17 protein-coding genes are annotated in these 21,699 nt (G+C 68.5%); 7 read left to right on the forward strand and 10 right to left on the reverse strand.

Going from position 1 to position 21,699, the window contains the following annotated elements; genetic code table 11:
* Positions 1-37: 37 nt before the first annotated feature.
* On the forward strand, positions 38-1,489 hold the full coding sequence (locus EV640_RS01445) for a M14 family zinc carboxypeptidase (protein ID WP_133725569.1): 1,452 nt from the start codon (positions 38-40) through the stop codon (positions 1,487-1,489).
* Here the strand turns inward: EV640_RS01445 and EV640_RS01450 are convergent.
* Complete coding sequence (locus EV640_RS01450) at positions 1,470-5,117, reverse strand: bifunctional proline dehydrogenase/L-glutamate gamma-semialdehyde dehydrogenase (protein ID WP_133725570.1); 3,648 nt, start codon at positions 5,115-5,117, stop codon at positions 1,470-1,472. The genes EV640_RS01445 and EV640_RS01450 overlap by 20 nt on opposite strands.
* 158 nt (positions 5,118-5,275) lie before the next feature.
* On the opposite strand from EV640_RS01450, the gene EV640_RS01455 reads away from it, so the two are divergent.
* Positions 5,276-6,748 (forward strand): GntR family transcriptional regulator, encoded by a 1,473-nt coding sequence (locus EV640_RS01455; RefSeq protein WP_166645835.1) that lies wholly within the window; start codon positions 5,276-5,278, stop codon positions 6,746-6,748.
* 13 nt (positions 6,749-6,761) lie between these two features.
* Here the strand turns inward: EV640_RS01455 and EV640_RS01460 are convergent, their stop codons facing one another.
* The 7 genes from EV640_RS01460 to EV640_RS01490 form a co-directional block, all read right to left on the reverse strand.
* Positions 6,762-7,319 carry a dihydrofolate reductase family protein gene (locus tag EV640_RS01460; RefSeq protein WP_036474507.1) on the reverse strand — a complete coding sequence of 186 codons (558 nt, stop codon included), beginning with the start codon at positions 7,317-7,319 and terminating at the stop codon, positions 6,762-6,764.
* Positions 7,320-7,427: 108 nt separating this feature from the next.
* Positions 7,428-8,219 carry an ABC transporter ATP-binding protein gene (locus EV640_RS01465; protein ID WP_133725572.1) on the reverse strand — a complete coding sequence of 264 codons (792 nt, stop codon included), beginning with the start codon at positions 8,217-8,219 and terminating at the stop codon, positions 7,428-7,430.
* Between the two features lie 106 nt (positions 8,220-8,325).
* Positions 8,326-9,882 (reverse strand): HNH endonuclease signature motif containing protein, encoded by a 1,557-nt coding sequence (locus tag EV640_RS01470; RefSeq protein WP_133725573.1) that lies wholly within the window; start codon positions 9,880-9,882, stop codon positions 8,326-8,328.
* A 98-nt stretch (positions 9,883-9,980) separates the two neighbouring features.
* Positions 9,981-10,568, reverse strand: a complete 588-nt coding sequence (locus EV640_RS01475; RefSeq protein WP_243832184.1) for a GNAT family N-acetyltransferase — start codon at positions 10,566-10,568, stop codon at positions 9,981-9,983.
* Positions 10,565-11,434 (reverse strand): PhzF family phenazine biosynthesis protein, encoded by an 870-nt coding sequence (locus EV640_RS01480; protein WP_133725574.1) that lies wholly within the window; start codon positions 11,432-11,434, stop codon positions 10,565-10,567. Before EV640_RS01480 ends, EV640_RS01475 begins: the two co-directional genes overlap by 4 nt.
* 79 nt (positions 11,435-11,513) lie before the next feature.
* On the reverse strand, positions 11,514-13,907 hold the full coding sequence (locus EV640_RS01485; protein ID WP_341802699.1) for a heavy metal translocating P-type ATPase: 2,394 nt from the start codon (positions 13,905-13,907) through the stop codon (positions 11,514-11,516).
* The gene (locus EV640_RS01490; protein WP_036474512.1) at positions 13,904-14,125 is read right to left on the reverse strand and encodes a heavy-metal-associated domain-containing protein; all 222 of its coding nucleotides are present in this window, start codon (positions 14,123-14,125) and stop codon (positions 13,904-13,906) included. The genes EV640_RS01485 and EV640_RS01490 overlap by 4 nt, the downstream gene beginning before the upstream one ends.
* Before the next feature lie 204 nt (positions 14,126-14,329).
* Between EV640_RS01490 and EV640_RS01495 the strand changes: the two genes are divergently transcribed.
* Complete coding sequence (locus tag EV640_RS01495) at positions 14,330-14,599, forward strand: metal-sensitive transcriptional regulator (protein WP_200869298.1); 270 nt, start codon at positions 14,330-14,332, stop codon at positions 14,597-14,599.
* 8 nt (positions 14,600-14,607) lie between these two features.
* The gene (locus EV640_RS01500; protein WP_133725575.1) at positions 14,608-15,570 is read left to right on the forward strand and encodes a DMT family transporter; all 963 of its coding nucleotides are present in this window, start codon (positions 14,608-14,610) and stop codon (positions 15,568-15,570) included.
* A gap of 19 nt (positions 15,571-15,589) precedes the next feature.
* On the opposite strand, the gene EV640_RS01505 is transcribed toward EV640_RS01500, so the two are convergent.
* Positions 15,590-17,089: a hypothetical protein gene (locus EV640_RS01505; RefSeq protein ID WP_208292151.1), complete on the reverse strand. Its 1,500-nt coding sequence runs from the start codon at positions 17,087-17,089 to the stop codon at positions 15,590-15,592.
* A gap of 164 nt (positions 17,090-17,253) precedes the next feature.
* Between EV640_RS01505 and EV640_RS01510 the strand changes: the two genes are divergently transcribed.
* From EV640_RS01510 to EV640_RS01520, 3 genes are all read left to right on the forward strand, one after another.
* Positions 17,254-18,045 carry a methyltransferase domain-containing protein gene (locus EV640_RS01510; protein WP_036474516.1) on the forward strand — a complete coding sequence of 264 codons (792 nt, stop codon included), beginning with the start codon at positions 17,254-17,256 and terminating at the stop codon, positions 18,043-18,045.
* Between the two features lie 45 nt (positions 18,046-18,090).
* The gene (locus EV640_RS01515; protein ID WP_133725576.1) at positions 18,091-19,167 is read left to right on the forward strand and encodes a CPBP family intramembrane glutamic endopeptidase; all 1,077 of its coding nucleotides are present in this window, start codon (positions 18,091-18,093) and stop codon (positions 19,165-19,167) included.
* A gap of 118 nt (positions 19,168-19,285) precedes the next feature.
* A complete protein-coding gene (locus EV640_RS01520) occupies positions 19,286-19,513 on the forward strand; it encodes a hypothetical protein (RefSeq protein ID WP_166645836.1) in 228 nt (75 codons plus the stop codon).
* An 83-nt stretch (positions 19,514-19,596) separates the two neighbouring features.
* Here the strand turns inward: EV640_RS01520 and EV640_RS01525 are convergent, their stop codons facing one another.
* Entirely contained in the window at positions 19,597-21,594 is a 1,998-nt protein-coding gene (locus EV640_RS01525) for a BCCT family transporter (RefSeq protein ID WP_133725577.1), read from the reverse strand.
* Positions 21,595-21,699 lie beyond the last annotated feature (105 nt).

Consider the following 21,699-nt stretch of genomic DNA (forward strand, 5'->3'; position numbering starts at 1 on the left):
GGGAGCTGCCCTGGCCGCACCAAGTGGAAGGACCGCCGTGAGCCACACCAGCGGACTCACCGCGCTGGAGCCGCTGACCGGCGCGGAGATCCTGGAACGGGCGGCAGGCCTGCCCGCGGTGCAGCACTACCCCAGCGTGGATGAGCTGCATGAGGCCTTCGCCGCGCTGGCCGCGCAGCATCCCGAACAGATGAGCGTGACGCGGCTGGGGCATTCCCGCGCCGGGGAGCCGATCCTGCTCTACTCGATCGCCGACGAGGGTGGTGACGGTGCGGAGGCCCTCTCCGGGCTGCTCGCCGGCGGCGTGCACCCGAACGAGCCGATCGGCTCCTGGACCATGCTGCACCTGGCCACGCAGCTGCTCACCGACGTGCGGCTGCGGCGCCGCCTGGCCAGCCGCTGGCACTTTCTGCCCTGCGCGGATCCGGATTCGATGCGCCTCAACGAGGGCTGGTTCCACGCCCCTGAGGACCGCGAGCTGTATTTCCAGAACTTCTACCGCCCGGCGGGCCCGGAACAGGTGGAGTGGACCTTCCCGTTCCGGTACAAGGCGGCGCACTTCGACGCGATGCTGCCCGAGACCCACGCGCTGCAGCGCGCCATCGATCTGACCCGGCCCGACTTCTACCTGCCGCTGCACAACGCCGAGTCCGGCGGGGCCTACTACTACCTCTCCGACACCCTCTGTGCCGCCCCAGGCGCCCATGTCGAGCCGCTGCATGCGCTGCTCAGCGAGCTCCCCACGGCCATGGGAGTCCCGCTGCACCGCGGCGAACCGGAGGCAGCGCACTTCGAGGTCCTCTCCCCCGGGATCTTCGCCATGGGCAGTCTCGAGGAGGCCTATGACTGGGTGGAGGCGCTGGGGCTGGACCCCTTCCCGGAAGGCTCCACCGGGGAGTCCTCCACCGGCTATGCGAGCCGCCACGGCACGCTCTCGATGGTGGCCGAGATGCCGCAGTGGAAGCATCTGCTCGCCGATGACATCAGCCCCGGCGGAGCGTCCTACGCGTCTGCCCTGCGGGATCAGGCCGCAGCGCTGAGCGCCTCGGGTGAGCTGCTTCTGGAACTCCTGGACCGACTCGCGGCGGAGTCCGAGCCTCCGCTGCTGCGCGCCAGCCGAGCCTTCCTTCCACTGCTGGGCCAGGCCGCGCAGTCCCAGCGCGCCCGAGCCGAGGATCCGGCCTGTCAGCGCGAGGCGACGGTGGCCGAGCTCCACGGCCTGCAGGGCGTCCTGCATATGCTGAGGCTGCGCTTCGGCGGCATGTTCCTGCGCGCACTGCGCGAACTGGGCATTGCAGGATCGCCGGGGGCGGCCAGCCTGGCCGAGGAGCTCTCCCCGGTCTACGCGGACTGGACCTCCGAGGCTGCCGAGCAGGAGCAGGATCTCGAGCCCATCCCGATCAAGGACGCCGCCGGGCTGCAGTACGGCGCCGTCCTGGCCCTGGCGGCGCACACGCTGCGGAGCCGGCTCAGTCCACCGCTCGCTTGAGCTCTTCGGCCAGCCGGAGGAAGTCCCGCGCCGGGTTCCCGAAGCGGTGCAGGGTCATTGAGACGGCCTGCTCCTTGAGCCAGTAGCGCAGCTCCACCCGGCCGGAAGCGGTGACCTCGTCGGCGAGCAGCGCCACCTCCGGACGGTCCGCCAGCTTCGTGCGCAGCGCGGAGTCCACGGCACCCAGCATGCGCACCCGCACTCCCACTCCGCGATCATGGTCCCCGGCGGCCAGGGCCTCGGCGAACTGACCCGTGGTCTCCTCGGTGAGGGTGAGCTGCAGCGTCCTGCTCCCCAGTTCCACGGCCTTCGCGGTCGCGTTCGGCAGCTTGGGGCAGATGGAGACGCGCACCTGAGCCCCGGCACGCCGTGCGGCGATCAGCGCGCGCAGCACCTGGACCGCTGTGGCGTCGACGCCCACACGCAGCAGCACGTCCTCGCCGAGGTAGCGGAAGATGTTGGCCTCGCCGCCCAGGCCGGTGCGGTCGGTGGGCCTGCCGAACTCGGTCTCCCACCAGCGCTGGTCATCGGCGGCGGCCGCGGCGAGCCAGGCCCGATCCGCTCCGGAGACGATCCCGGAGCTGACCGCTGACTCGATCAATTTGGCCACAGTCTGCTCCAGCGCCGCTCCGGCTGGACCTGCCGCTGGCAGCTCGGCCCCCACGGTGTCATCTTCCCAACGACCGAAGAGCATGACGTAGTTGGGGCCACCGGCCTTGGAGCCCAGGCCCACCGAGGACTGCTTCCAGCCACCGAAGGACTGACGCTGGACGATAGCTCCGGTGATACCTCGATTGACATAGGCATTTCCGACTTGAACCCTGTCGAGCCAGGTGGCCACCTCGCCAGGCTCCAGCGAATGGATGCCCCCGGTGAGGCCGAAGTCGACCTGGTTCTGCAGGCCGATCGCCTCCTCGAGATCCGAGGCCTTCATCAGACCCAGCACCGGGCCGAAGACCTCGGTGAGGTGGAAGAAGGATCCCGGCTTCACGCCGTCTTTGATCCCCGGGGACCAGAGCAGACCGGTGTCGTCGAGCTGCTTGGGCTCCAACAGCCAGGACTCACCGGGCTCCAGGGTGGTGAGTGCGCGGCGCAGCTTCTCGCTGGGCTCCTCGGTCAGCGGGCCCACCGTGGCGGCGAGGCTGCTCGGCCATTCCACGATCATCGAGGAGGCGGCATCGACCAGCTGACGACGGAACCGCTCGGAGTCATAGACGCTGCCCACCAGGATCCCCAGCGAGGCGGCGGAACATTTCTGCCCGGCATGGCCGAAGGCCGAGTTGACCAGGTCCGCCACCGCGAGGTCGCGATCCGCCGAGGGTGTGATGACCAGGGCGTTCTTCCCGGAGGTCTCCGCGTTGATCGCCAGCGCCGGCTTCCAGGAGCGGAACATCGCCGCCGTCTCGGAGGCCCCGGTGAGGATCACCCGGTCGATGCCGTCGTGGGAGACCAGCCGCTTGCCGTCCGCACCTTCGAAGGGATAGACCCCATGCAGCACTTCCCGGGGCACGCCGGCGTCCCAGAGTGCGTCCAGGATCGCCATGGAACAGTGCGGGGTGTGGTTCGAGGGCTTGTGGATCACCGCGGCACCTGCGGCGAGCGCGGCAAAGGTGCCGCCGGCCGGGATGGCGAGCGGGAAGTTCCACGGCGGGGTGATCAGCACCAGGCGGTCCGGGAGGAAGCGGGCATGTTCGACCTGCTCGATCTCAAGCGCGCTGTGCGCGTAGTAGCGGGCGAAGTCGATCGCCTCGGAGATCTCCGGATCCGTCTGCGCCACGGACTTGCCCACCTCGGCGGCGGCGATGGAGACCAGATGGCCGCGGCGCGCGGCGAGGATATCGGCCGCCCGGTAGAGGATCCGAGCGCGTTCGACGGCGGGGCGGGCCGCCCACGGCTCGGCGGCCGCGCGGGCCTGCACGACCAGCTCGTCGATCCGGTCCCCGCTGATCTTCTCCGGCAGCGACTGGGCCTCGATCCAGCCCGGCTCGGAGGCGCGATCGATCGCTTCGGCGGCCCACCGCTGGTTCGCCGGCAGCGCGGGATCGGTATCGGGCTCGTTGGCGAAGGGCGGGAGGGCGGCGTCGTCGTTCTTGAGCGCTTCGGCGCGCTGCTGCGCTTCGGCGCCCGGCTGCGCTTCGGCACCCCGGTCCTGGGTGTGCTGCGGGCTGGGCGCGGTGTGGCCGTGCTTGGTCAGGATCTCCTCCAGCAGCGCGAGCGAGCCGCGGAAGCGCTGGGCCTCGCGGTCGAAGACCTCGCTGCTGCGGCCGGATTCGTCCACGGACAGATCGAAGATGCCGGACATGAAGTTCTCGCTGGCAGCGTTCTCCTCGAGCCGCCGGACCAGGTAGGAGATGGCCACATCGAACTCGGCCGGGCGCACGGCCGGCACGTAGAGCAGCAGCTGGCCGACATCGGCGCTCACCGCTTCCGCCTGTTCCGTGGCCATGCCCTGGAGCATCTCGAATTCCATCTGCCCGGTGACCCCGCGCTGGGCTCCGAGCAGGTGGGCGAAGGCGATGTCGAACAGGTTATGCCCGGCCACGCCGATCCGCACCCCGGCCATGTTCTCTTCGGTGAGCAGCCAGTGCAGCACCAGCTTGTAGTTCGCGTCAGTGGCCTCCTTGGACTCACAGGTGACCTGAGGCCAGCCGGCGATCTCGCCGTGGACCTTCTCCACAGCCAGGTTCGCACCCTTGACCAGCCGGATCTTGATCCCGGCTCCGCCGGCCGCGACGCGGGCGTTGGCGAACTCAGCGAGCTCCTGGGTCGCGCCGAGCGCGTCCGGGAGGTAGGCCTGCAGCACGATGCCGCCCTCATAGTGCTTCAGCTCGGGGCGGGAGAGCAGGTTCTTGAAGACCGCGATGGTCAGGTTGAGGTCGCGGTACTCCTCCATGTCCAGGTTGATGAACTTCGATCCGGCGGGCGCCTTCGCCGCCTCCTGGTACATCGGGATCAGCCGGTCGACCACGTAGTCCACGGTCGCATCGAATCCCCACATGGAGATCTGCGAGGCGATGGAGGAGACCTTGATCGAGACATAGTCGACGTCATCGCGGCGCAGCAGATCCACGGTGTCCTGCAGGTGCTTGTCAGCCTCGGCCTCGCCCAGCACCGCCTCGCCGAGGAGGTTGATGTTCAGCCGGTGCCCGTCCTGCTTGATCGATGCCACGGCCTTGCCGAACGGCTTGTCCCGGGCATCCACGACCATATGTCCGACCATGGCGCGCATCCGCGCCCGTGCCGCAGGCACGACGACGTCGGGCAGCGTCTTGGCCAGCGCGCTGCCGGCGAGGATCTGCGCCCGGTCCAGGGCGGAGAGCGTGTCCGGGGCGAGTCCGCCCAGCTCGGAGAGCGCCGAGGCGGCGGCCTTGGTGTCTTCGGTGCGGATGACCCGGTCGACGAATCCCACGGTGAAGTCCAACCCGTTGGGGTGCGAGAGCACTGCGGAGAGGCGCTGCGCTGACTTGTCCGCGGCGGCATGATTCTTGCTGGGCCGGCTCCGCCTGCCCGGCTTCTCGCCCCCTGTTCCCGTTGCCGCTCCCGCGGGGCCGCGCTGCAGCCAGCGGGTGACCTTGGCGACCGCAGCCTCGGAGAGATCGGTGAGCTCGGCGGTGTTCACAGGGGACATCGGGGCCTCATTTCACGCAGGGATATTTCACGCAGGGATGCGGGTTCAGCTCTTGGAGTGCTCGGCCTGCTGTCTTCCAGTGTGTGCCGACACACACGCGGAAGCCACGATATGGCGCACCGATCCGTTACAGCTTGAGTCAGAAATAGGTCATACTGATGATCATGCAGACCACCGGTCGCGGCCGTCCGCGGATCCAGGACACGGCTGATGACATCGTGGCCAGCGTCCTCGCCACCGCCGGGGCCAGGGTCAGCACGCCGGACTTCTCGACCCGGCGCATCGCTGAGCTCACCGGGCTGAGTCAGACCCTGGTCAGCCGCGGCTGCCGAAGGATCCGCAGAGCGGCCACAGAGGTCGCCGATTCGAGCCATCCGGTCGATCCGGTCGATCCGGTCGATCCTGTCGATCCTGTCGATCCTGTCGATCAGGCTGGGGGTCTCGAGGCTCGAGGGATCAGGGCGCGCGAGCTGGTCGTGGCGGAGGTGCAGGTCAGATTTCCACAGATCGTGGTGCGCTTCGCCGCTCGACCGGTCACCGGTCTCGCGCAGCGGACCATTGCGGAACGTCGGGCCACGGCCCTGATGGCGGCGCTGCATGCCTCTGAGGCGGCGCACTGGCGGGTCAGGGAGGCCGGCGCGGTCAGCTCCGGGGTGGCACCGCTTCAGGGCTCAGACCCACTGAGCGCCTGTTGGGACGCCCACGACCCGGACTGGGAGCGATTCATGGACCGCACGGCCTCTCTGCTCACGCGCTGCGCCCCCACCACCGACGCCGTCCCCGGGGATCTGCTGGACCTCCTGGCCCGACGTGCCGGACGAGGACTCCACGGCACGGACTGGCGACGCGAAGCTTCGAAAAAGAGATCCACTTTTGACTCAGATATGGGCTTGGGACCAGATGACACCGCGCTGTCCGCCGAGCTGGAGCGATCACCGCGGAATCGCTGGTTCTCCCAGGTAGAGCTCTCGGTGACCGAACAGATCGCCATCGCGCTGCGCCGCGAGATCACGAATTCGGGCTTCCGCGCGGGCGACAGACTTTCCCCCGACGTGCTCGGAGAGCGTCTCAGACTCAGCCGCAGCGCCGTGCGCTCGGCGATGAGCCGCCTGGTCGATGACGGGCTGCTGGACTTCCACCAGGGTGGCTTCCGGGTTCCCGCGGTGACGGGGGCAGACGTGGTCGACCTCTACGCCGCGCGGCTGCACCTCGGGATGGTGCTGCTCAGGGCCTGCGCCATGCAGCCCCGGCATCGAATGCTGCCGGTCAGACTGGCGCTGGGGGCGGTGGAGGCTGCGGCGACCCAGGGCACCCGATCCGACGTCGGCCTGACAGATCTGCAGTTCCAGCAGGAGCTGGCGGAGGCCTCCGGGCTGAGCCAGTCGGCACGCGGGTTCCACGCACTGACCCTGCGGGTGCGGATGTTCATCGCCGTGCTGCGCCTGGACTACAGCCCTGCGGTGGAGCGCATCGTCAGTGATGATCGGCGCATCCTGAGCGCAGTGCTGGCCGGAGACGCCGAGGCCGCGGTGCGCGCCTGGCGGGCGAAGCTGGACAACGCTGTTCGACATATGTCGGCGCTGGCTCCGGAGTCCTTCGACGCGGAGCTGTGGGCGCGGCTGAGCCGCTAGGAGCGCCTGGCGTTCAGCGCGTCACGGCATAGCTGAGCTGCACCATACCGTTGCCGAACCGGCGCTCACCGCGCAGGGTGAGCGCCATCCTCATCTTCGGCAGCATGCGAAGACCCCCGCCGAGCACCATGGGGCAGATCAGCAGGTGGACTTCGTCGACAAGACCATGGCGCAGCGCGTGGGCGGCGAGGGTGGGACCCTCGATCGTGAGATCCTCGGCGCTGGCCTCCTTGATCCGCTGGACCTCTGCTGGATCAAAGTCGCGCTCGATCCTGGTGCGCCTGGTGGTGACCTCGGTGAGCGTCGTTGAATAGACGATCTTCTCGGCGGCGGTCCAGATCTTGGCGAACTCAGCCGCCTGCGGAGAACCTTCGGCCAGCGCTGGATCCGTCTCCCAGACGCTCATCAGCTCATAGATCTTTCGTCCGTAGAGGTAGGTGCCGATCCCCCGGGTCTGGTCATTGATGGCCCGCATGACTTCCTCGTCGGGCTCACCCCACTGGAAGTCGCCGTCCTCATCGGCGACGTAGCCATCGGCTGAAACGAGCATGAAGTAGATGAGTTTCCCCACTGCGACCTCCCCAGTGTCCGCTGCCGCTGCGCAACAGTTTCACACGCTCCCGGCGCAGCGCGGAATGCTCCACGACCTCATCGAGAGGCTCAAGTGCCGGGCGCCGGCTCAGAGCACCGGCGCCCTGGGGATCATCAGCGGCTTGCCTGTCTCCGGGTCTTCGATGACGCGGGATTCCACGCCGAAGACGCCGCGGATCGTCTCTTCGGTGCCGACCTGCTCCGCGGTGCCTTCGGCGGCGATGCGACCGTCCTTCATGGCGACGATGTGCGAGGCGTAGCGCAGCACCTGGTTGATGTCGTGGAGCACCGCCACCATGGTGCGGCCCTCGCGCTGCAACCTGGAGCAGAGCTCGAGGATCTCGATCTGGTGAGCGATGTCGAGATAGGTGGTCGGCTCGTCGAGCAGCAGCAGCGGGGTCTCCTGAGCGAGCGCCATCGCGATCCAGGCGCGCTGGCGCTGACCTCCGGACAGGGCGTCTACTTCGCGACTGGCCAGCTGGGTCATTCCAGTGTTCTCCAGCGCGGAGCGCACGGCCGTCTCATCCTCGTGGCCCCAGCGCTTGAACATGTGTTGATGCGGATGCCGTCCACGGGAGACCAGGTCGAACACCGTGATGCCGTCCGGCGCGATCGCGGACTGCGGAAGCAGGCCCACGGTGCGCGCCAGCTCCTTGGTGGGCATGTTGAAGATGGATTCGCCGTCGAGCAGCACCTGTCCCCCGGTGGGCTTGATCAACCGGGCGAGGCTTCGCAGCAGCGTGGACTTCCCGCAGGCATTGGGGCCCATGATGACGGTGAACGATCCATCCGGGATCGTGATGGTCAGGTCTTCGAGCACATGACGCTCCTCGTACCCGGAGGTCAGGCTGGAGGCGGAAAGCCGGTATTCGTCGGTCATCGGGTCCTTCGTGGCGGCGGGGTCCCGCGCCGGGGCATCGGGCTGGGCCGTGGAGCAGGAGCCATCACCTGATGATGCGCCCCGAGGCGCTCGTGTCAGGGCCAGCCTACGGGCTCGCCGAGGGTGGCCGATCAGCGGGGAGGTCGAGGAATCCAGCGGTCTTGAGCCGATGATGCTTCCGACACAGCGCCCACAGGTTGGACGCCGTGGTTTCCCCCTGCGGCCAGGGGATCTGATGATCGATGTCGCAGTGCTCCGCTGCGACCATGCACCCCGGTGCCTGGCAGGTGCCATCGCGGAACTCAATGGCCCGACGCAGCAGCTGGGGTACAAATCGGCTCTCGTAGACCCGCACCAGGGGCTCGAGTGCGCGGAGGAGCGGATCCGGCGCGACGCCGGGTGGGTCCGGTGGACCGGAAGGCTTGACTCGGGTGCGCGGCACTCCCGGCGGAGTGGCTGGCATCGCGCCCGGAGGTGAAGCTGGCAGCGAGGTCGGAGGTGAAGCTGGTAGCGAGGTCGATCGCGGCACCGGGGTCCAGGTGATCTGGTGTTCCGGGCTGAGGATGATCCGCCGAATCATCGCCGCTGGATAGGCGTGCCGTCGATTGCGGCTCAACGCGGGCCGACCCGCACCCTCGGTGGCGTCGGTGGCGTCGGTGATGCGAGCCGAGTCCATCAGAAGGGTCTCGGGCTCGATCAGGATTCCGACGTGGGCGTTGATCGCGGTGCCGGAATCGGTCCCTCCGTTGAGCAGCCAGCTCGAGAGGAGATCGGCCTCTCGCTGGGCCTGGGTTCGGGGATCCCCCGCCTCGCGGCTCAACGGCGCAGCGGGTTCGGCCGTCGCTGCCGCGGCGACCTTCTCGAGGCCATCGGCGGATACCAGCTGAGGAGCCTCCCACCCCGCATCAGAGCCATCATCGGGCCCCTCACTCGGGAGCCCGAGCCAGTCGAATCCGCCTGGGTGGACCTCTGCGCGGAGTGCCGCAGGCTCAGCCGGAACTGGCTTCTCGACGCACGGATCATAGGGGACATCGCGTGTCGGGCTGCGGGCCACCTCCACCAACCGGTTCTTGATGGCCTCGGCGGTGAGTGTGGGGAGCATCGCGTGGAGGATGCTGACTCCATCCTCCAGGTGCTCCAGCCAGACCCGGCGCTCGGCGTGGCTGCGGTGACAGCGGTGGACGTGCTGGTCAGGCTCCGTGCGGGCCACGAAGCGGTTCAACCAGGCGGTCAGCCGTGCGGGGCGATGCGCGACGGCATAGGCGGCGGCCTGGACGTCGAGCCGCTCGCGGTGCACCGGGGAGACGAGACGCTCAGCGGCCGAGATCACCCGGACCAGGGAACGGACGGGCACATCACCCGCGCGAACCGCGCCCCACACTCGCGGCAGATGCTGCCGAGCGAAGCACCCCTGCCGGTGCTGGGTGTACACCTGCCCCTCGCTGACCCCCAGGGCCTCGGCCGCGTTCATGATGGCCGCCGATTCGGCGGTAGCTCGACCGCGAGCGCTGCGCATGAGCTCGGGCTCGGTCACCTCGAGGTCACGCAGGAAGGACTCGACGTAGCCCACGAGCAGCCGCAGCTGCTCGGCCTGAACTCGATTCAGCAGCCGCTGGGATTCCCGGAGCGGCTCTGCATTCGGATCAGTGAGTGCGACCTGCATGATTCGAATATATCTTCTAATGCGGTGAGACTCAATAGTTCAGTTCATGCCAATTTGGTTCTATTTGACCGGAGTCCAGAGGCTGTATGAGGCCAGTTTCAAGGCCGTACCATCCGAGCATCTGTGATGGCCGGAGCGCCAGGATCCCGCTTCTCGGCCCCGTCGAAGCGGAACCCATTGCGGAGATAGAAGGCGATGGCCCGCGGATTCTGCTTGGCCACCCAAAGATCGACGGGCTCGGTCACCGAATCCGACCCGGGCCCCAGTTCCGAATCCGACCCAGACCCCGTCCCGAGCGTCGCGTCCAGCAGCGTCTGACCCGCCCCGGTGCCGTGGTGCCTGCGGAGGACGTAGACCATATAGAGGGAGCGAGCAGGAGACGCAGCGGACTGCGCCTGCTCCTGGGCCGGCCCCGCCATCGCGAAGCCGATGATCTCGCCGTCGGACTCTGCCAACCGGATGTTCCACTCGTTCCGCGACTCACCAAGGATCTGCGCCCACATCTCGCGGCGCTGGCGAGAATGCCCCTCGGTGAAGAACCCCTCGGGGAGCAGGTCGAGGTAGGTCTCCTTCCAGGTGGCCACGTGGACCGCTGCGATGCGATCCGCATCCTCGGGGCACGCCCGTCGGATCACCACGTGCGAGGGCCCCGGCGCCGCACTGCCCGGTGCCTCCGGTCCGCTCACCGCTGCACCGTCGGCTCCCCCACCTCGATGGTTCCGCTCACCGTGACCTCGGCCCGGCCGCCGACCCACAGCGACTCACCGTCACCCTCGACGTGGATCCGGCCGCGGCGCTGCAGCACGGTGCCCTGACTAGCCACGTAGGGCGGGGTCATCTTTCCCGAGTACTCCAGCCACTGGGCCACCGAGGCATTCAGGCTTCCGGTGACCGGATCCTCGCGCAGCGCCCCGGTGTCATCCGAGAAGAAGGCACGCAGCTCGAGCGCGGTGTCCGCACCCTGAGGCTGCAGCGCCACCACGCCGAAGTGTCGGTACTCCGGATCGGTGATCATGGACAGATCCGGGGTGACACCCAGCACGGTCTCCGCGCTCTCGAGCAGCAGCGCGACCCACCCGGGGCCGTTGTCCACCCAGGCCGCGTCCAGCACCTGATCCGCAGTGAGTCCTAGAGCCTCGGTGAGCATCTGGCGGGCGGCCTTCGGGACCGGCCCCGATCGGACCAGACCCGGGGCACCGAAGGACAGCGTCTGGTCTCCGATCTGCACCGGGACCAGCCCCACACCGCATTCCTGGACGACGACGCCGGCGGATCGAGGCTCGTGACCGAGGTCCAGCCAGGCGCGGGCGGAGCCGAGGGTGGGGTGCCCGGCGAAGGGCAGCTCCTTGTCCAGCGCGAAGATCCGCACCCGATAATCCGCCTCGGCGGTGGTCGCAGGCAGCAGGAAGGTGCACTCGGAGAGATTGGTCCAGCGTGAGATGGTGCGCATCTGCTCGTCGGTGAGGCCCTCGGCCTCGGCGATCACTGCGACAGGGTTGCCCATGAATGGTCCGTCACCGAAGACGTCGACCTGGCGAAATGGCTTCAACATGGGCTCATCTTAGACAGACTTCGGCGGCGCCCCGCATGCACCCCGCGCGCACCTCGCATGCACCCCGCCAAGCGTCGGCCTATACGCCCTTGAATCCGCGCAGCCGCAGGCTGTTGCCCACCACCGAGAGCGAGGAGAAGACCATCGCGGCGCCGGCGAGCATCGGGTTAAGCAGGCCCAGTGCGGCCAGTGGAATGGCGGCGACGTTGTAGCCGAAGGCCCAGAACAGGTTGGACCGGATCACGCGCAGCGTCCGGCGCGAGAGCGCCAGGGCGTCTGCGACCGAGCGCAGGTCTCCACGCATGACTGTGATCCCTGCGGCGTTGATCGCCACATCGGTGCCCGTGCCCATGGCGATGCCCAGGTCAGCCTGGGCCAGCGCGGCGGCGTCGTTGACGCCGTCTCCGACCATGGCCACGGTTCGGCCCTGCTCCTGGAGCCGGAGGATCGCCTCTACCTTGTCCTGCGGGAGCGCCTCGGCGATAACCTCTTCGATGCCCACCTCGGCGGCCACACGATGCGCAGCCCCGGCGTTGTCCCCGGTCAGCAGCACGACGGAGAGCCCCATGGCGGTGAAGCGGGCCACGGCCTCGGCGGAGGTGTCCTTGACCGCATCCGAGACGATCAGCACCCCGGCGAAGCTGCCGTCCACCGCGACCAGCACCGGGGTGGATCCCTGCGACTCGGCCTGGGCCAGCAGACCGGCCACCTCGGCGGGGAGCTCGATTCCGTGCTGGCGCAGCAGCTCACGGCGGCCCACCATCACGAGGCGCTCCGAGACCGTCCCGGAGACGCCGTAGCCCTGATGGTTCGTGAAGTCACTCGCCGCGGGCAGCTTCCCAGAGGTCGACCCCAGCGTCTCGCGCGCGGCGTTGGTCACGGCGCGCGCGATCGGGTGCTCAGAGGCTGATTCAAGCGCTCCGGCGAGGCGGAGCAGCTCGGCGTCGTCGTCGCGCCCGGCGTCACCGTCACCGTCGCGCCCGGCGTGACCGCCACCGTCGCGCCCGCCGTCCGCGCGGTCACGCTCGGATGAGACCGACGCCGCCCAGGCTCGCGCGGAATGCATCGCCGCCAGCTTCATCGCCCCGGTGGTCACCGTGCCGGTCTTGTCCAACACCACAGTGTCAATGCCGCGCGAGGCCTCGAGCACCTCGGGGCCTCGGATCAGGATCCCCAGCTGCGCGCCGCGGCCGGTGCCGACCAGCAATGCCGTGGGGGTGGCCAGTCCAAGCGCGCAGGGGCAGGCGATGATCAGCACGGCCACGGCGGCGGTGAAGGCCGACTCGGCCGAGGGCCCGAAGGCCAGCCAGAGCAGCAGCGTGAGCAGCGCGATGCCCAGCACGATGGGCACGAAGATCCCGGAGATCCGATCGGCCAACCGCTGGACCTGGGCCTTGCCCGACTGCGCCTCCTCCACCAGGCGGGCCATCTGGGCCAGCTGGGTGTCGGATCCGACCCGCGAGGCGCGGACCACCAGCCGTCCGGAGGAGTTCATCGTGGCCCCGGTGACGCTGTCGCCCTGGGCGACCTCCACCGGCACCGATTCTCCGGTGAGCATCGACATGTCCACGGCGGATGCGCCGGTGAGCACGGTGCCGTCTGCGGCGATCTTCTCCCCTGGGCGCACGATGAACTCGTCTCCCACCGAGAGCTCGCGCACCGGTACGAGCACCTCGTCGCCGTCGCGCAGCACCGTGACCTCCTTGGCACCCAGGTTCAGCAGCGAGCGCAGCGCCTGGCCGGCCTGGGACTTGGAGCGCTTCTCGAAGTACCTGCCCAGCAGCAGGAACACCGTCACCGCAGCAGCCACCTCGAAGTAGATGCTGGCGGCACCCATGGCGTGGGCGGCGTCGGAGGCCCAGACGGGCTCGGCGAAGAACACGAACTCGTGGCGCAGCTGCGGGTCTCCGGCGGCACCGAAGAGCATGGCATAGAGCGACCAGAGCAGCGCCGCGAGCGTGCCGAGTGAGATGAGCGTGTCCATGGTGGCGGTGCCGGCGCGGGCATTCAGCGCCGCGGCACGGTGGAAGGGCCAGCCGGCCCAGAGCACCACGGGCAGGGTCAGTGCGAGCGAGACCCAGTTCCACCAGGGGAACTGCAGCGCCGGGACCATGGCCAGCAGCACCACGGGCACGGTGAGCCCGCTGGAGATCAGCAGACGACGGCGCAGCCCGACCAGGTCCCTCGCCGCAGGGCTCGCGGCGGAGCCCTCCTCGGTGAGCGGCACGGGCTCCTGGGCGCTGTATCCGGTCTTCTCCACCGTACTGATCAGCTCCGCGACGGCGGCCTCACGACCAGAGACGCCGCGCTCGGAAGCGACACCGACCTGGACCGCCGCCTTCTCGGTGGCGTAGTTGACGGTGGCCGTGACGCCCTCGAGCTTGTTGAGCCTGCGTTCCACGCGCTGGGCGCAGGCCGCGCAGGTCATTCCACCGATCTCGAGCTCGATGCGCTCGGTGTCGGCTGAGCTCACGACTGGCGCGCGGCGTCGTAGCCGGCCTCGTCCACGGCGGCGAGCACCGCCTCGTCGGTGAGCCCGGCCCCCTCGGCGAGGGTGAGGTCCAGCAACCCGGTCTCCGCGCTGACCTCCAGCCCGGAGACGCCGGGGAGCAGCTCGACCTCGGCTCGCACCGCGCTCTCACAGTGGCCGCAGGACATTCCCTCCACGCTGTATCGGCGGGTCTGGGTCATGATGGCTCCTCGAGGGATTGATCGGCGGTGCAGGAATACTCTCAAATATACCCCCTAAGGGTATATTTGAGGAACATAGCTCATATAGTGGTGACCTTGGCCACCGGAGGAGGATCCATGGACAGCTCAGCGCTCGAGAACCCTGCAGACACCTCAGGCGACGCCTCGACCGAGACCCCCGCCCAGGAGCACCATCACGGGTATATGACGCAGAAGGACCGCTACCTCGGGCGGCTGCGTCGGATCGAGGGGCAGAGTCGCGGGATCCACCGGATGGTGGAGGAGGATGCCTACTGCATCGACATCCTGACTCAGATCAGCGCCACCACGGCGGCGCTGGAGAACGTGGCGATGGCCCTGCTGGAGGACCATCTGCGGCACTGCGTGGCTGACGCCGTCGCCGCAGGAGGGGATCAGGCCGAGGAGAAGCTGCAGGAGGCCACCGCCGCCATCCGTCGCCTCGTGAAATCCTGACCCGCCCTATGATGACACCCGCGCGCGGCGTCGCCCTGATGGTTCTCGGCACCCTGGCCATGGCCGCCTCGGCGGCGATGATCTCAGCCATCGACGGCGAACCGCTCAGCGTCGCGGCCTGGCGCTGCCTGCTCGCGGTGCCCATGCTGCTGCCGCTGGCGGCCTGGGAGCTGCTGCGTCGGAGGGGCAGGGCGAACCTCTCACGGGGCACGATGATCGGTGCGCTGATCGCCGGTGTGGCCCTGGGCGTGGACTACAGCTTCTACAACACCTCGATCAATATGATCGGGCCGGGCATCGCGACCGTGCTGATCAATGTGCAGGTCGTGATCCTGCCGCTCATCGCCTGGGCAATGGAGGGCGTGCGGCCGATGCGCCAGTTGGCGCTGATCATCCCGCTGATGCTCGCCGGGGTGGCGCTGACCGCCGGGGCGCTGGACCTGGGGAACGTCCAGCTCGCGGGGGTGCTGGCAGGACTCGCGGCGGGCACCGGATATGCGCTCTACCTGGCGATCATCCGACGCACCGCGCCGAAGGAGCCGCGGCGCCACAGGTCCGCGCCGTTCACGATCCTCAGCCTGGTCTGCCTCTCGGCCGGAGTCACCACCGCGCTGACCGCCGCCGGACTGGGCCGGCTCGAGGTGCCCCAGGGCCTGGAAGGCTGGGGGCCGATGCTCGCGCTGGCCTTCGTCGGGCAGGTGCTCACCTACCTGTGCTTCAACGTCGCCATGACCGCGATCTCCGAGACCGCCTCCAGCACACTGATGCTGCTCTCGGCAGTCTTCGCGGTGGCGCTGGCGGCGGTGCTCTTCGCCGACATCCCCAGCGCCTGGCAGCTGGTGGGCTGCGCGATGATCATCGGCGGAGCCTGGTGGAGCGCCGCGGCGGCACGCAGAAGGGCCGGAGGCGCGGTGCCTCCGACCCTTCCAGCCGGCTCATCCGAGAGGAACAGGACGAGTTCGCGGCGCTGAGCCACCCACCCTCATCGGATCAGTGGTCGTGATCCTCATGGTCGTGATCATCGTCGGCCTCGGCGCGGTCGTGATCATCGTCGGCTGCGGCGTGATCCTCGTCGCCCTCAGCGCGGTCGTGATCCTCGTCGTCATGACCCTCCTCGGCGTGGTCACCCTCGTGCTCCGCCGCGCCCTCGGCCGTGCGGCCGTCCACAGCGGCGATCTCATTCGGAGTGAAGTCCAGCTCGGCTGAGTTGATGATCTCCATCGAGCCGAGATCCACCATGTGCAGGGTCTGCGCATCGGGCTCGGTGATGTAGGCGATGTCGTCCACCACGCGGATCGCCGGGCGCGGCTCCTGCCACTCCTCGGGCTCGGTCCACTCCTCCATGATCTCCAGATGATCGGTGTGCTCGCCGGTCTCCGGATCGATGACATGCAGCTGACCGTCCTCGGCGAGCACCAGCGCCTCTCCCTCCGGCCCGCGGGCCAGGGAGCGGAAGTTGTAGGCGGCGTCGAGGTCGACGATCGTGATCTCACCGCTGGCGGTGTCCACCAGGGACACCTGAGTCATCGGCTCCTCACCCTCGGAATCGGTGTTGTAGTCACCCAGGAAGACCGGCGAGTCCTGGGCCGGCGCGAGGTTGCCGATGCGGGCGTAGTCCTCCTCGGCCTGGACCTTGGTGAACTCGGTGCCGTCGAAGACCAGCACGCCGTCCTCACAGCCCACCGCGATCATCCCGGCAGGACCGGAGGCTTCACCGTGGACGCCGGGGCATTCCTCGCTGCGCGCCACCTCCTCGCCGTCGGCGTCCAAGACCCGGGCGCCGTTGCGCTCGTCCTCGTTGCCCAGGGTCTCGAAGCGACCGCCATCGCTGAAGACCGCCGCCACGCCGTGGTGCGCCTCCTCGGTCTCGGTGACCTCGGTCTGAAGCTCGGTCTCGACGTCGAGCTCGGAGAGCTCGTAGCTGTGGATCTCACCGTTGCCGTCGAAGAAGAGCGTCCCGAGGCCGTCGTGGGAGACCACGTGGCCCGGGGCGGGACCGTCCACGGTGATGTCACTGACGTATGGATCGGTGGTGTAGAAGTGATCGTGCTCCCCGTGCGGCTCGCCCCAGGTGCCGCCATCGATCAGCCGGAAGCTCTCACCCTCGGTGAGGAAGAAGTGTCGCCCATCGCCCGCCGGGCTGACCCGGACGAAGCCCTCGGTCTCGTCCTCGCTGAGCACCTCCAGCGTCGCGCCGTCGAGCACCGAGACGCCGCCCTCATAGGTGACCGCCAGGCGCGGGCTGGGACCACCAGCCTCCTGGGTCTCGCGCTCGGAAGGATCGACGGCGGCCTCACCCGCATCATCTCCAGCGGCGCCGGCCTCATCTCTAGCGTCGGCCGCATCTGGGGACTCGGCTGGCGCGGTGGCGGTGGCCTCGCCGTCGGCGGCTTCATCGGCGGCGCCCGGCGAGGCATCATCGGCGCAGGAGACCAGGGCGAGGGCGGAGATCATGAAGACAGAAGGCAGAGTGAGATGCTTGGAGATCATGCGAATCATTCTCATTTAACCCCAAGCCAATTGCAAATCGTTCGCATTAGAGTCCGAAGGGGAGCATGACTCGGCGTACACCACCCTTCACGATCAGCGCCATCCGGTGTCGGAATGTGTCGAACCCCGTGACGTTCTCGAACACCCCGATTTAGACTCAGATCATGCCCAGTACCCAGTGGAACCCGGGGGCGTATCTGACCTACGCCTCCGAACGAACTCAGCCTTTCATCGACCTGCTCCAGCGTGTGCGCGCCCCCCGGGCGGACCGGATCGTGGACCTCGGATGCGGACCCGGCAACGGAATGCCGGTGCTGCGTGGAATGTGGCCGAAGGCCTGGATCACCGGGATCGACTCCTCGCAGGAGATGCTTCAGCGAGCCGGCGAGGCCACCGATGACGATCGGATCTCCTACGCCCGCGCCGATATCCGGGACCTCCATCTGGAGGCGAAGGCCGACCTGATCGTCTCCAACGCCGCGCTGCAGTGGATCCCCGAGCACCGCGAGCTGCTGCCGGCGATCATGGACAACGTGGCCGCCGAGGGCGCGCTGGCGGTGCAGGTCCCCGGCAACTTCGGCGCCCCTAGCCACCGGCTCCTCGCCGAGTTCGCCGCCAAGCGTCCCTACGCGGCGCATATCGACCCGGAGTCGCTGCTCAAGCCCACCGCCGAGCTGAGCGACTACATGCTCGACGTCTCGCTGCCCGGCTGGGAGGTCGAGGCCTGGGAGACCCGCTACCACCATGTCCTGCAGGGCCAGGACCCGGTCTTCGACTGGATCTCCGCGGCCGCGGCGCGTCCGGTCCTCGAGGCACTCCCTGCCGATGTCCGCGAGGAGTTCATCGCCGAGTACAAGGCAGCGCTGCGTGAGGCCTATCCGGCGACCAGGATCGGCACGATCCTGCCGTTCCGCCGACTGTTCTTCATCGCCCGGCGCAGCTCCGGGCGCGGCTGAGCGGTCCGCAGGAAGCGGTCCAGGCTGAGCCGGTAGGGTTCTCGCGTGACTGTTCCTCCCTCCTCCCCGGCGACGCCGCGCACTCCCCTGGTCATCCTGAGCACCTTCGTGCTGGTGGCGCTGACACTGGGCTGGCTGATCGCTCTGCCACTGGTGCTGATGAGTCCCGAGGAGCGCAGCACCGCCCAGCTCGGGGTGTATTACAACCTCTTCATGGTCACCCCGGCCCTGGCCGCGGTGGTCGCCTATGTCCTGGAACGCCGGCAGCCGGCGGCGGTGCTCTACGGCCACCACTCAGGCGCAGCCCAGCCCGAGCAGGCGGCGCAGGCAGAACACTCAGCGCAGCCCGAACACTCAGCGCAGCCAGAACAGGCAGAGCACTCAGTGCAGGCCGGGCAGGTGCTCAAGCCGCAGAGTCTGACCGACGCCCTGGGCATCACCCCGCTGCGTCCGGTGCGCAGGCTGCTGGGCTGGTCCGTGCTCGGACTGCTGCTCTTCTTCGCCTTCAGCTTCATCGCGCTGCCGCTGGGCGGCGCGCTGGGGGTCTATCCGTTCGACCCCTCGATGCCGCTCTTCGTGCAGGATCTGAGCTCACGGCTGGGTCGCGACGCCACGGAGTTCATCGCCACCGGCCTGCTGCTCGAGGTGGGGATCATCTTCTCGGCCTCGGTCCTCGGGGTGTTCCTGCACGCCGGGATCGAGATGGGCTGGCGCGGCTACCTCTTCCCGCGGCTGCAGCTGCGCTGGGGCCCGCGCGCCGCCGTCGTGGTCACCGGTGTGGTCTCCGGACTCTGGTACGCCCCGCTGCTGGCCGCCGGGTTCTTCTATGACCAGACCCCGGTGTTCCAGGCGCTGGCGCTGATGCTGGGCTACGCGCTCATCATCGGCGGCGTGCTGGCCTGGCTGCGGATGCAGTCCGGGTCGATCTGGCCCGCCGCATTCGCCCAGTCGATGATCTCGGCGGCGGCGATCCTGCACTTCTGGTTCGCCGAGGCGGGCGAGATGGTGGACCTGCGCCAGGCCACCCTGCAGGGGTTCACCGGATGGATCCTGCCCGGGGCGCTGCTGGTGGGGCTCTTGATCTTCGCCCGCCGCGCCTACCCCCAGAGCGCCAGCCGCTGAGAAGCACCAGACACACCAGCGTCACACGGCCGACAACCCCGAGAAACGCCCTCCCTCTAGCCTGAGTCCAGGCAGCCCAGCAGCTGCCAGCACTCAGGCCTCACGGGGAGGAACGGCGATGGTGAATCCGGCACAGCAGCCGGTGGCGGAGGACTCCGCTCTGCGCCTGCGCACCCGATCCGGAGAGATCACGGTCAGCGGGGACACCCTGCATCTGCCCGCTCCGGACACGGCCCCGGTCCAGCTGGCCCCGGGGCCGCTCGCACTGATGCGCGCCCTGATGAAGGCGCAGGGAGCGGTACTCTCCAGGGAGCACCTGTTGGCGGTGCTGCCGCACTGCGGCTAGGAACATGCCCTGGAGATGTGGGTCTCGCGGCTGCGTCAGGCGCTGCCTGACCCGAGGATGGTCAAGACCGTGGTCAAGCGCGGCTACCGGCTGGTGGTCTGACCCTCGCCGGACTCCGCAGTCTGCCCCTGAAGCTGCTCCGTGACCACGGTGCCGATCTCTCCGGTCTCCGGATCCCAGCCGTCGGCCCACTCCCCGGTGGCGAAGTCATAGCCCACCGGTGTTCCGTCCTCATCGGTGCGCTGGTACCACTCGGTGTAGTCATCATGCTCGGAGTCCACCTCGGCGCCCGCGCCCTCACCCGGGTGGGTGGGGACCACCTCGATGGCGAAGTCGTCGCCGTAGCGCGCGACGCCGTCGAGCACCGCATTGCTCACCGCGGTGGTGGCGTACTTCTCGCGCAGCGCATGCGGATCGGTGGCCAGCTCGCGCGACCAGGCGACCATGATCAGGATCAGCACCACAGCGAAGGGCAGCGCGGTGATGATGACCAGCGACTGCAGTCCCTCCAGCGCGGTCTCATCGCCGAGCAGCAGCATGACGGTGGCGACACCGGCCATGACCAGGCCCCAGAAGACCACCACGATCTTGTTCGGGTCCTGGTCACCGCGGGTGGTCAGGATGCCCATCACCACCGAGGCGGAGTCTGCGGAGGTGATGAAGAAGATCGAGAGGATCACCACGATGACGATCGGCAGCCATTGCAGGAAGGGCAGCGCGTCGACCACGGCGAAGAGCACCTCAGGGGCGGTCAGGTCCGGGCTGACATTGCCCTGACCCTCCCGGGAGAGCCACATCGAGACCCCGCCCATGACCCCGTAGGCCAGGAACAGCAACGAGGAGGGGACCAGGATGACACCGAGGATGAACTGGCGGATGGTGCGGCCGCGGGAGACTCGGGCGATGAAGATCCCGACGAAGGGTGACCAGGAGATCCACCAGGCCCAGTAGTAGACCGTCCAGGTGGACTGGAACTCGACCGTGTCCTGACCCCAGGAGGCGGAGCGGCCCATCATCTGGAAGAGCGTGCCCAGGTACTCCATCAGCGCCGAGGGCAGCATGTTGAGCAGGAAGAGCGTGGGTCCGGCGAAGAAGAACAGCCCGATGACCCCGATGGTGAGGATGATGTTGATGCTGGAGAGGTAGCGGATGCCGCGGGAGATGCCGGAGACGGCGGAGACCACGAAGCAGGCGCTGAGCACGGCGATGACGCCGATCATCATGGCGTTGGTCAGCTCCGAGGCGCCGGAGACGATCACCACACCCTCACCGATCTGCAGCACCGCGATGCCCAGCGCCGCGGCGGTGCCGAAGAGCGTGGCGATGATGGCGAACATGTCGATCAGCTGGCCGGCGAAGCCCTCGGAGTGCTTCTTGCCGAAGAGCTTCTCGAAGATCGCCGACATCAGCGGGACCCGGCCGCGCCGATAGGCGGCATAGGCCACCGCGCCGCCGACCAGGGCATAGATGCCCCAGGCGTGAAGCCCCCAGTGGTAATAGGTCTGCGCCATGGCGCTGTGCAGCGCCTGGTCGGACTCCGGTGCGTGCTCCAGCGGCGGAGGGACGTTGTGGAAGTAGGTCAGCGGCTCGGCGGGTCCCCAGAAGAGCACCCCGATGCCGATGCCGGCGGCGAAGAGCATCGAGATCCAGGCGAAGGTGGAGAACTCCGGCTGCTCGCCGTCCTTGCCCAGCGGGATCCTGCCGTAGCGGGTGGCGGCGAGGATCAGCAGGAAGACCAGCACCACGATGGCCACCGCGTTGAAGAGCCATCCCGCATGGTTCATGGTCCACTCATAGGCCATCCCGGAGACGGATCCGACGCTCTCCGGGCTGGTGACCCCCCAGATCACGAAGGCCACGGTGAGCACTCCGGTGATCGCGAAGATCAGCCAGTCGATGCTGTAGCGCCGGCGCTGCTCATCGATGCCGATCCCGGGCACCAGCGCGGGGTGGATGTCATGCGGATAGGTGGACCGTGAGATCGGGTTCAGCTGGCCCAGCGCCTGGCCGGCCTGGCGCGAGACCCGTCGGGTCTCCTGGCCCAGGCGCTGGCTGCGCGAAGGTGACTCTTCTTCGGACATAGGTGATGTACCCCAATCTACGCGGGTCCCCCGGCGCAGCGGCCGGGGGATCTGTACAGGTGCGAGTGCGTGGTGAAGCTGAGCGAGAGCCCCGTCCGGTCCCCG

This window comes from Nesterenkonia aurantiaca (genome assembly GCF_004364585.1).
Classification (GTDB): domain Bacteria; phylum Actinomycetota; class Actinomycetes; order Actinomycetales; family Micrococcaceae; genus Nesterenkonia; species Nesterenkonia aurantiaca.

Coding starts and splice junctions, on each gene's coding strand:
- EV640_RS01450 (WP_133725570.1), bottom strand. CDS start 5,117: ATGTCCCCTGTGAACACCGCCGAGCTCACCGATCTCTCCGAGGCTGCG.
- EV640_RS01455 (WP_166645835.1), top strand. CDS start 5,276: ATGATCATGCAGACCACCGGTCGCGGCCGTCCGCGGATCCAGGACACG.
- EV640_RS01465 (WP_133725572.1), bottom strand. CDS start 8,219: ATGACCGACGAATACCGGCTTTCCGCCTCCAGCCTGACCTCCGGGTAC.
- EV640_RS01470 (WP_133725573.1), bottom strand. CDS start 9,882: ATGCAGGTCGCACTCACTGATCCGAATGCAGAGCCGCTCCGGGAATCC.
- EV640_RS01480 (WP_133725574.1), bottom strand. CDS start 11,434: ATGTTGAAGCCATTTCGCCAGGTCGACGTCTTCGGTGACGGACCATTC.
- EV640_RS01490 (WP_036474512.1), bottom strand. CDS start 14,125: ATGACCCAGACCCGCCGATACAGCGTGGAGGGAATGTCCTGCGGCCAC.
- EV640_RS01495 (WP_200869298.1), top strand. CDS start 14,330: ATGACGCAGAAGGACCGCTACCTCGGGCGGCTGCGTCGGATCGAGGGG.
- EV640_RS01500 (WP_133725575.1), top strand. CDS start 14,608: ATGATGACACCCGCGCGCGGCGTCGCCCTGATGGTTCTCGGCACCCTG.
- EV640_RS01505 (WP_208292151.1), bottom strand. CDS start 17,089: ATGATCTCCAAGCATCTCACTCTGCCTTCTGTCTTCATGATCTCCGCC.
- EV640_RS01510 (WP_036474516.1), top strand. CDS start 17,254: ATGCCCAGTACCCAGTGGAACCCGGGGGCGTATCTGACCTACGCCTCC.
- EV640_RS01520 (WP_166645836.1), top strand. CDS start 19,286: ATGGTGAATCCGGCACAGCAGCCGGTGGCGGAGGACTCCGCTCTGCGC.
- EV640_RS01525 (WP_133725577.1), bottom strand. CDS start 21,594: ATGTCCGAAGAAGAGTCACCTTCGCGCAGCCAGCGCCTGGGCCAGGAG.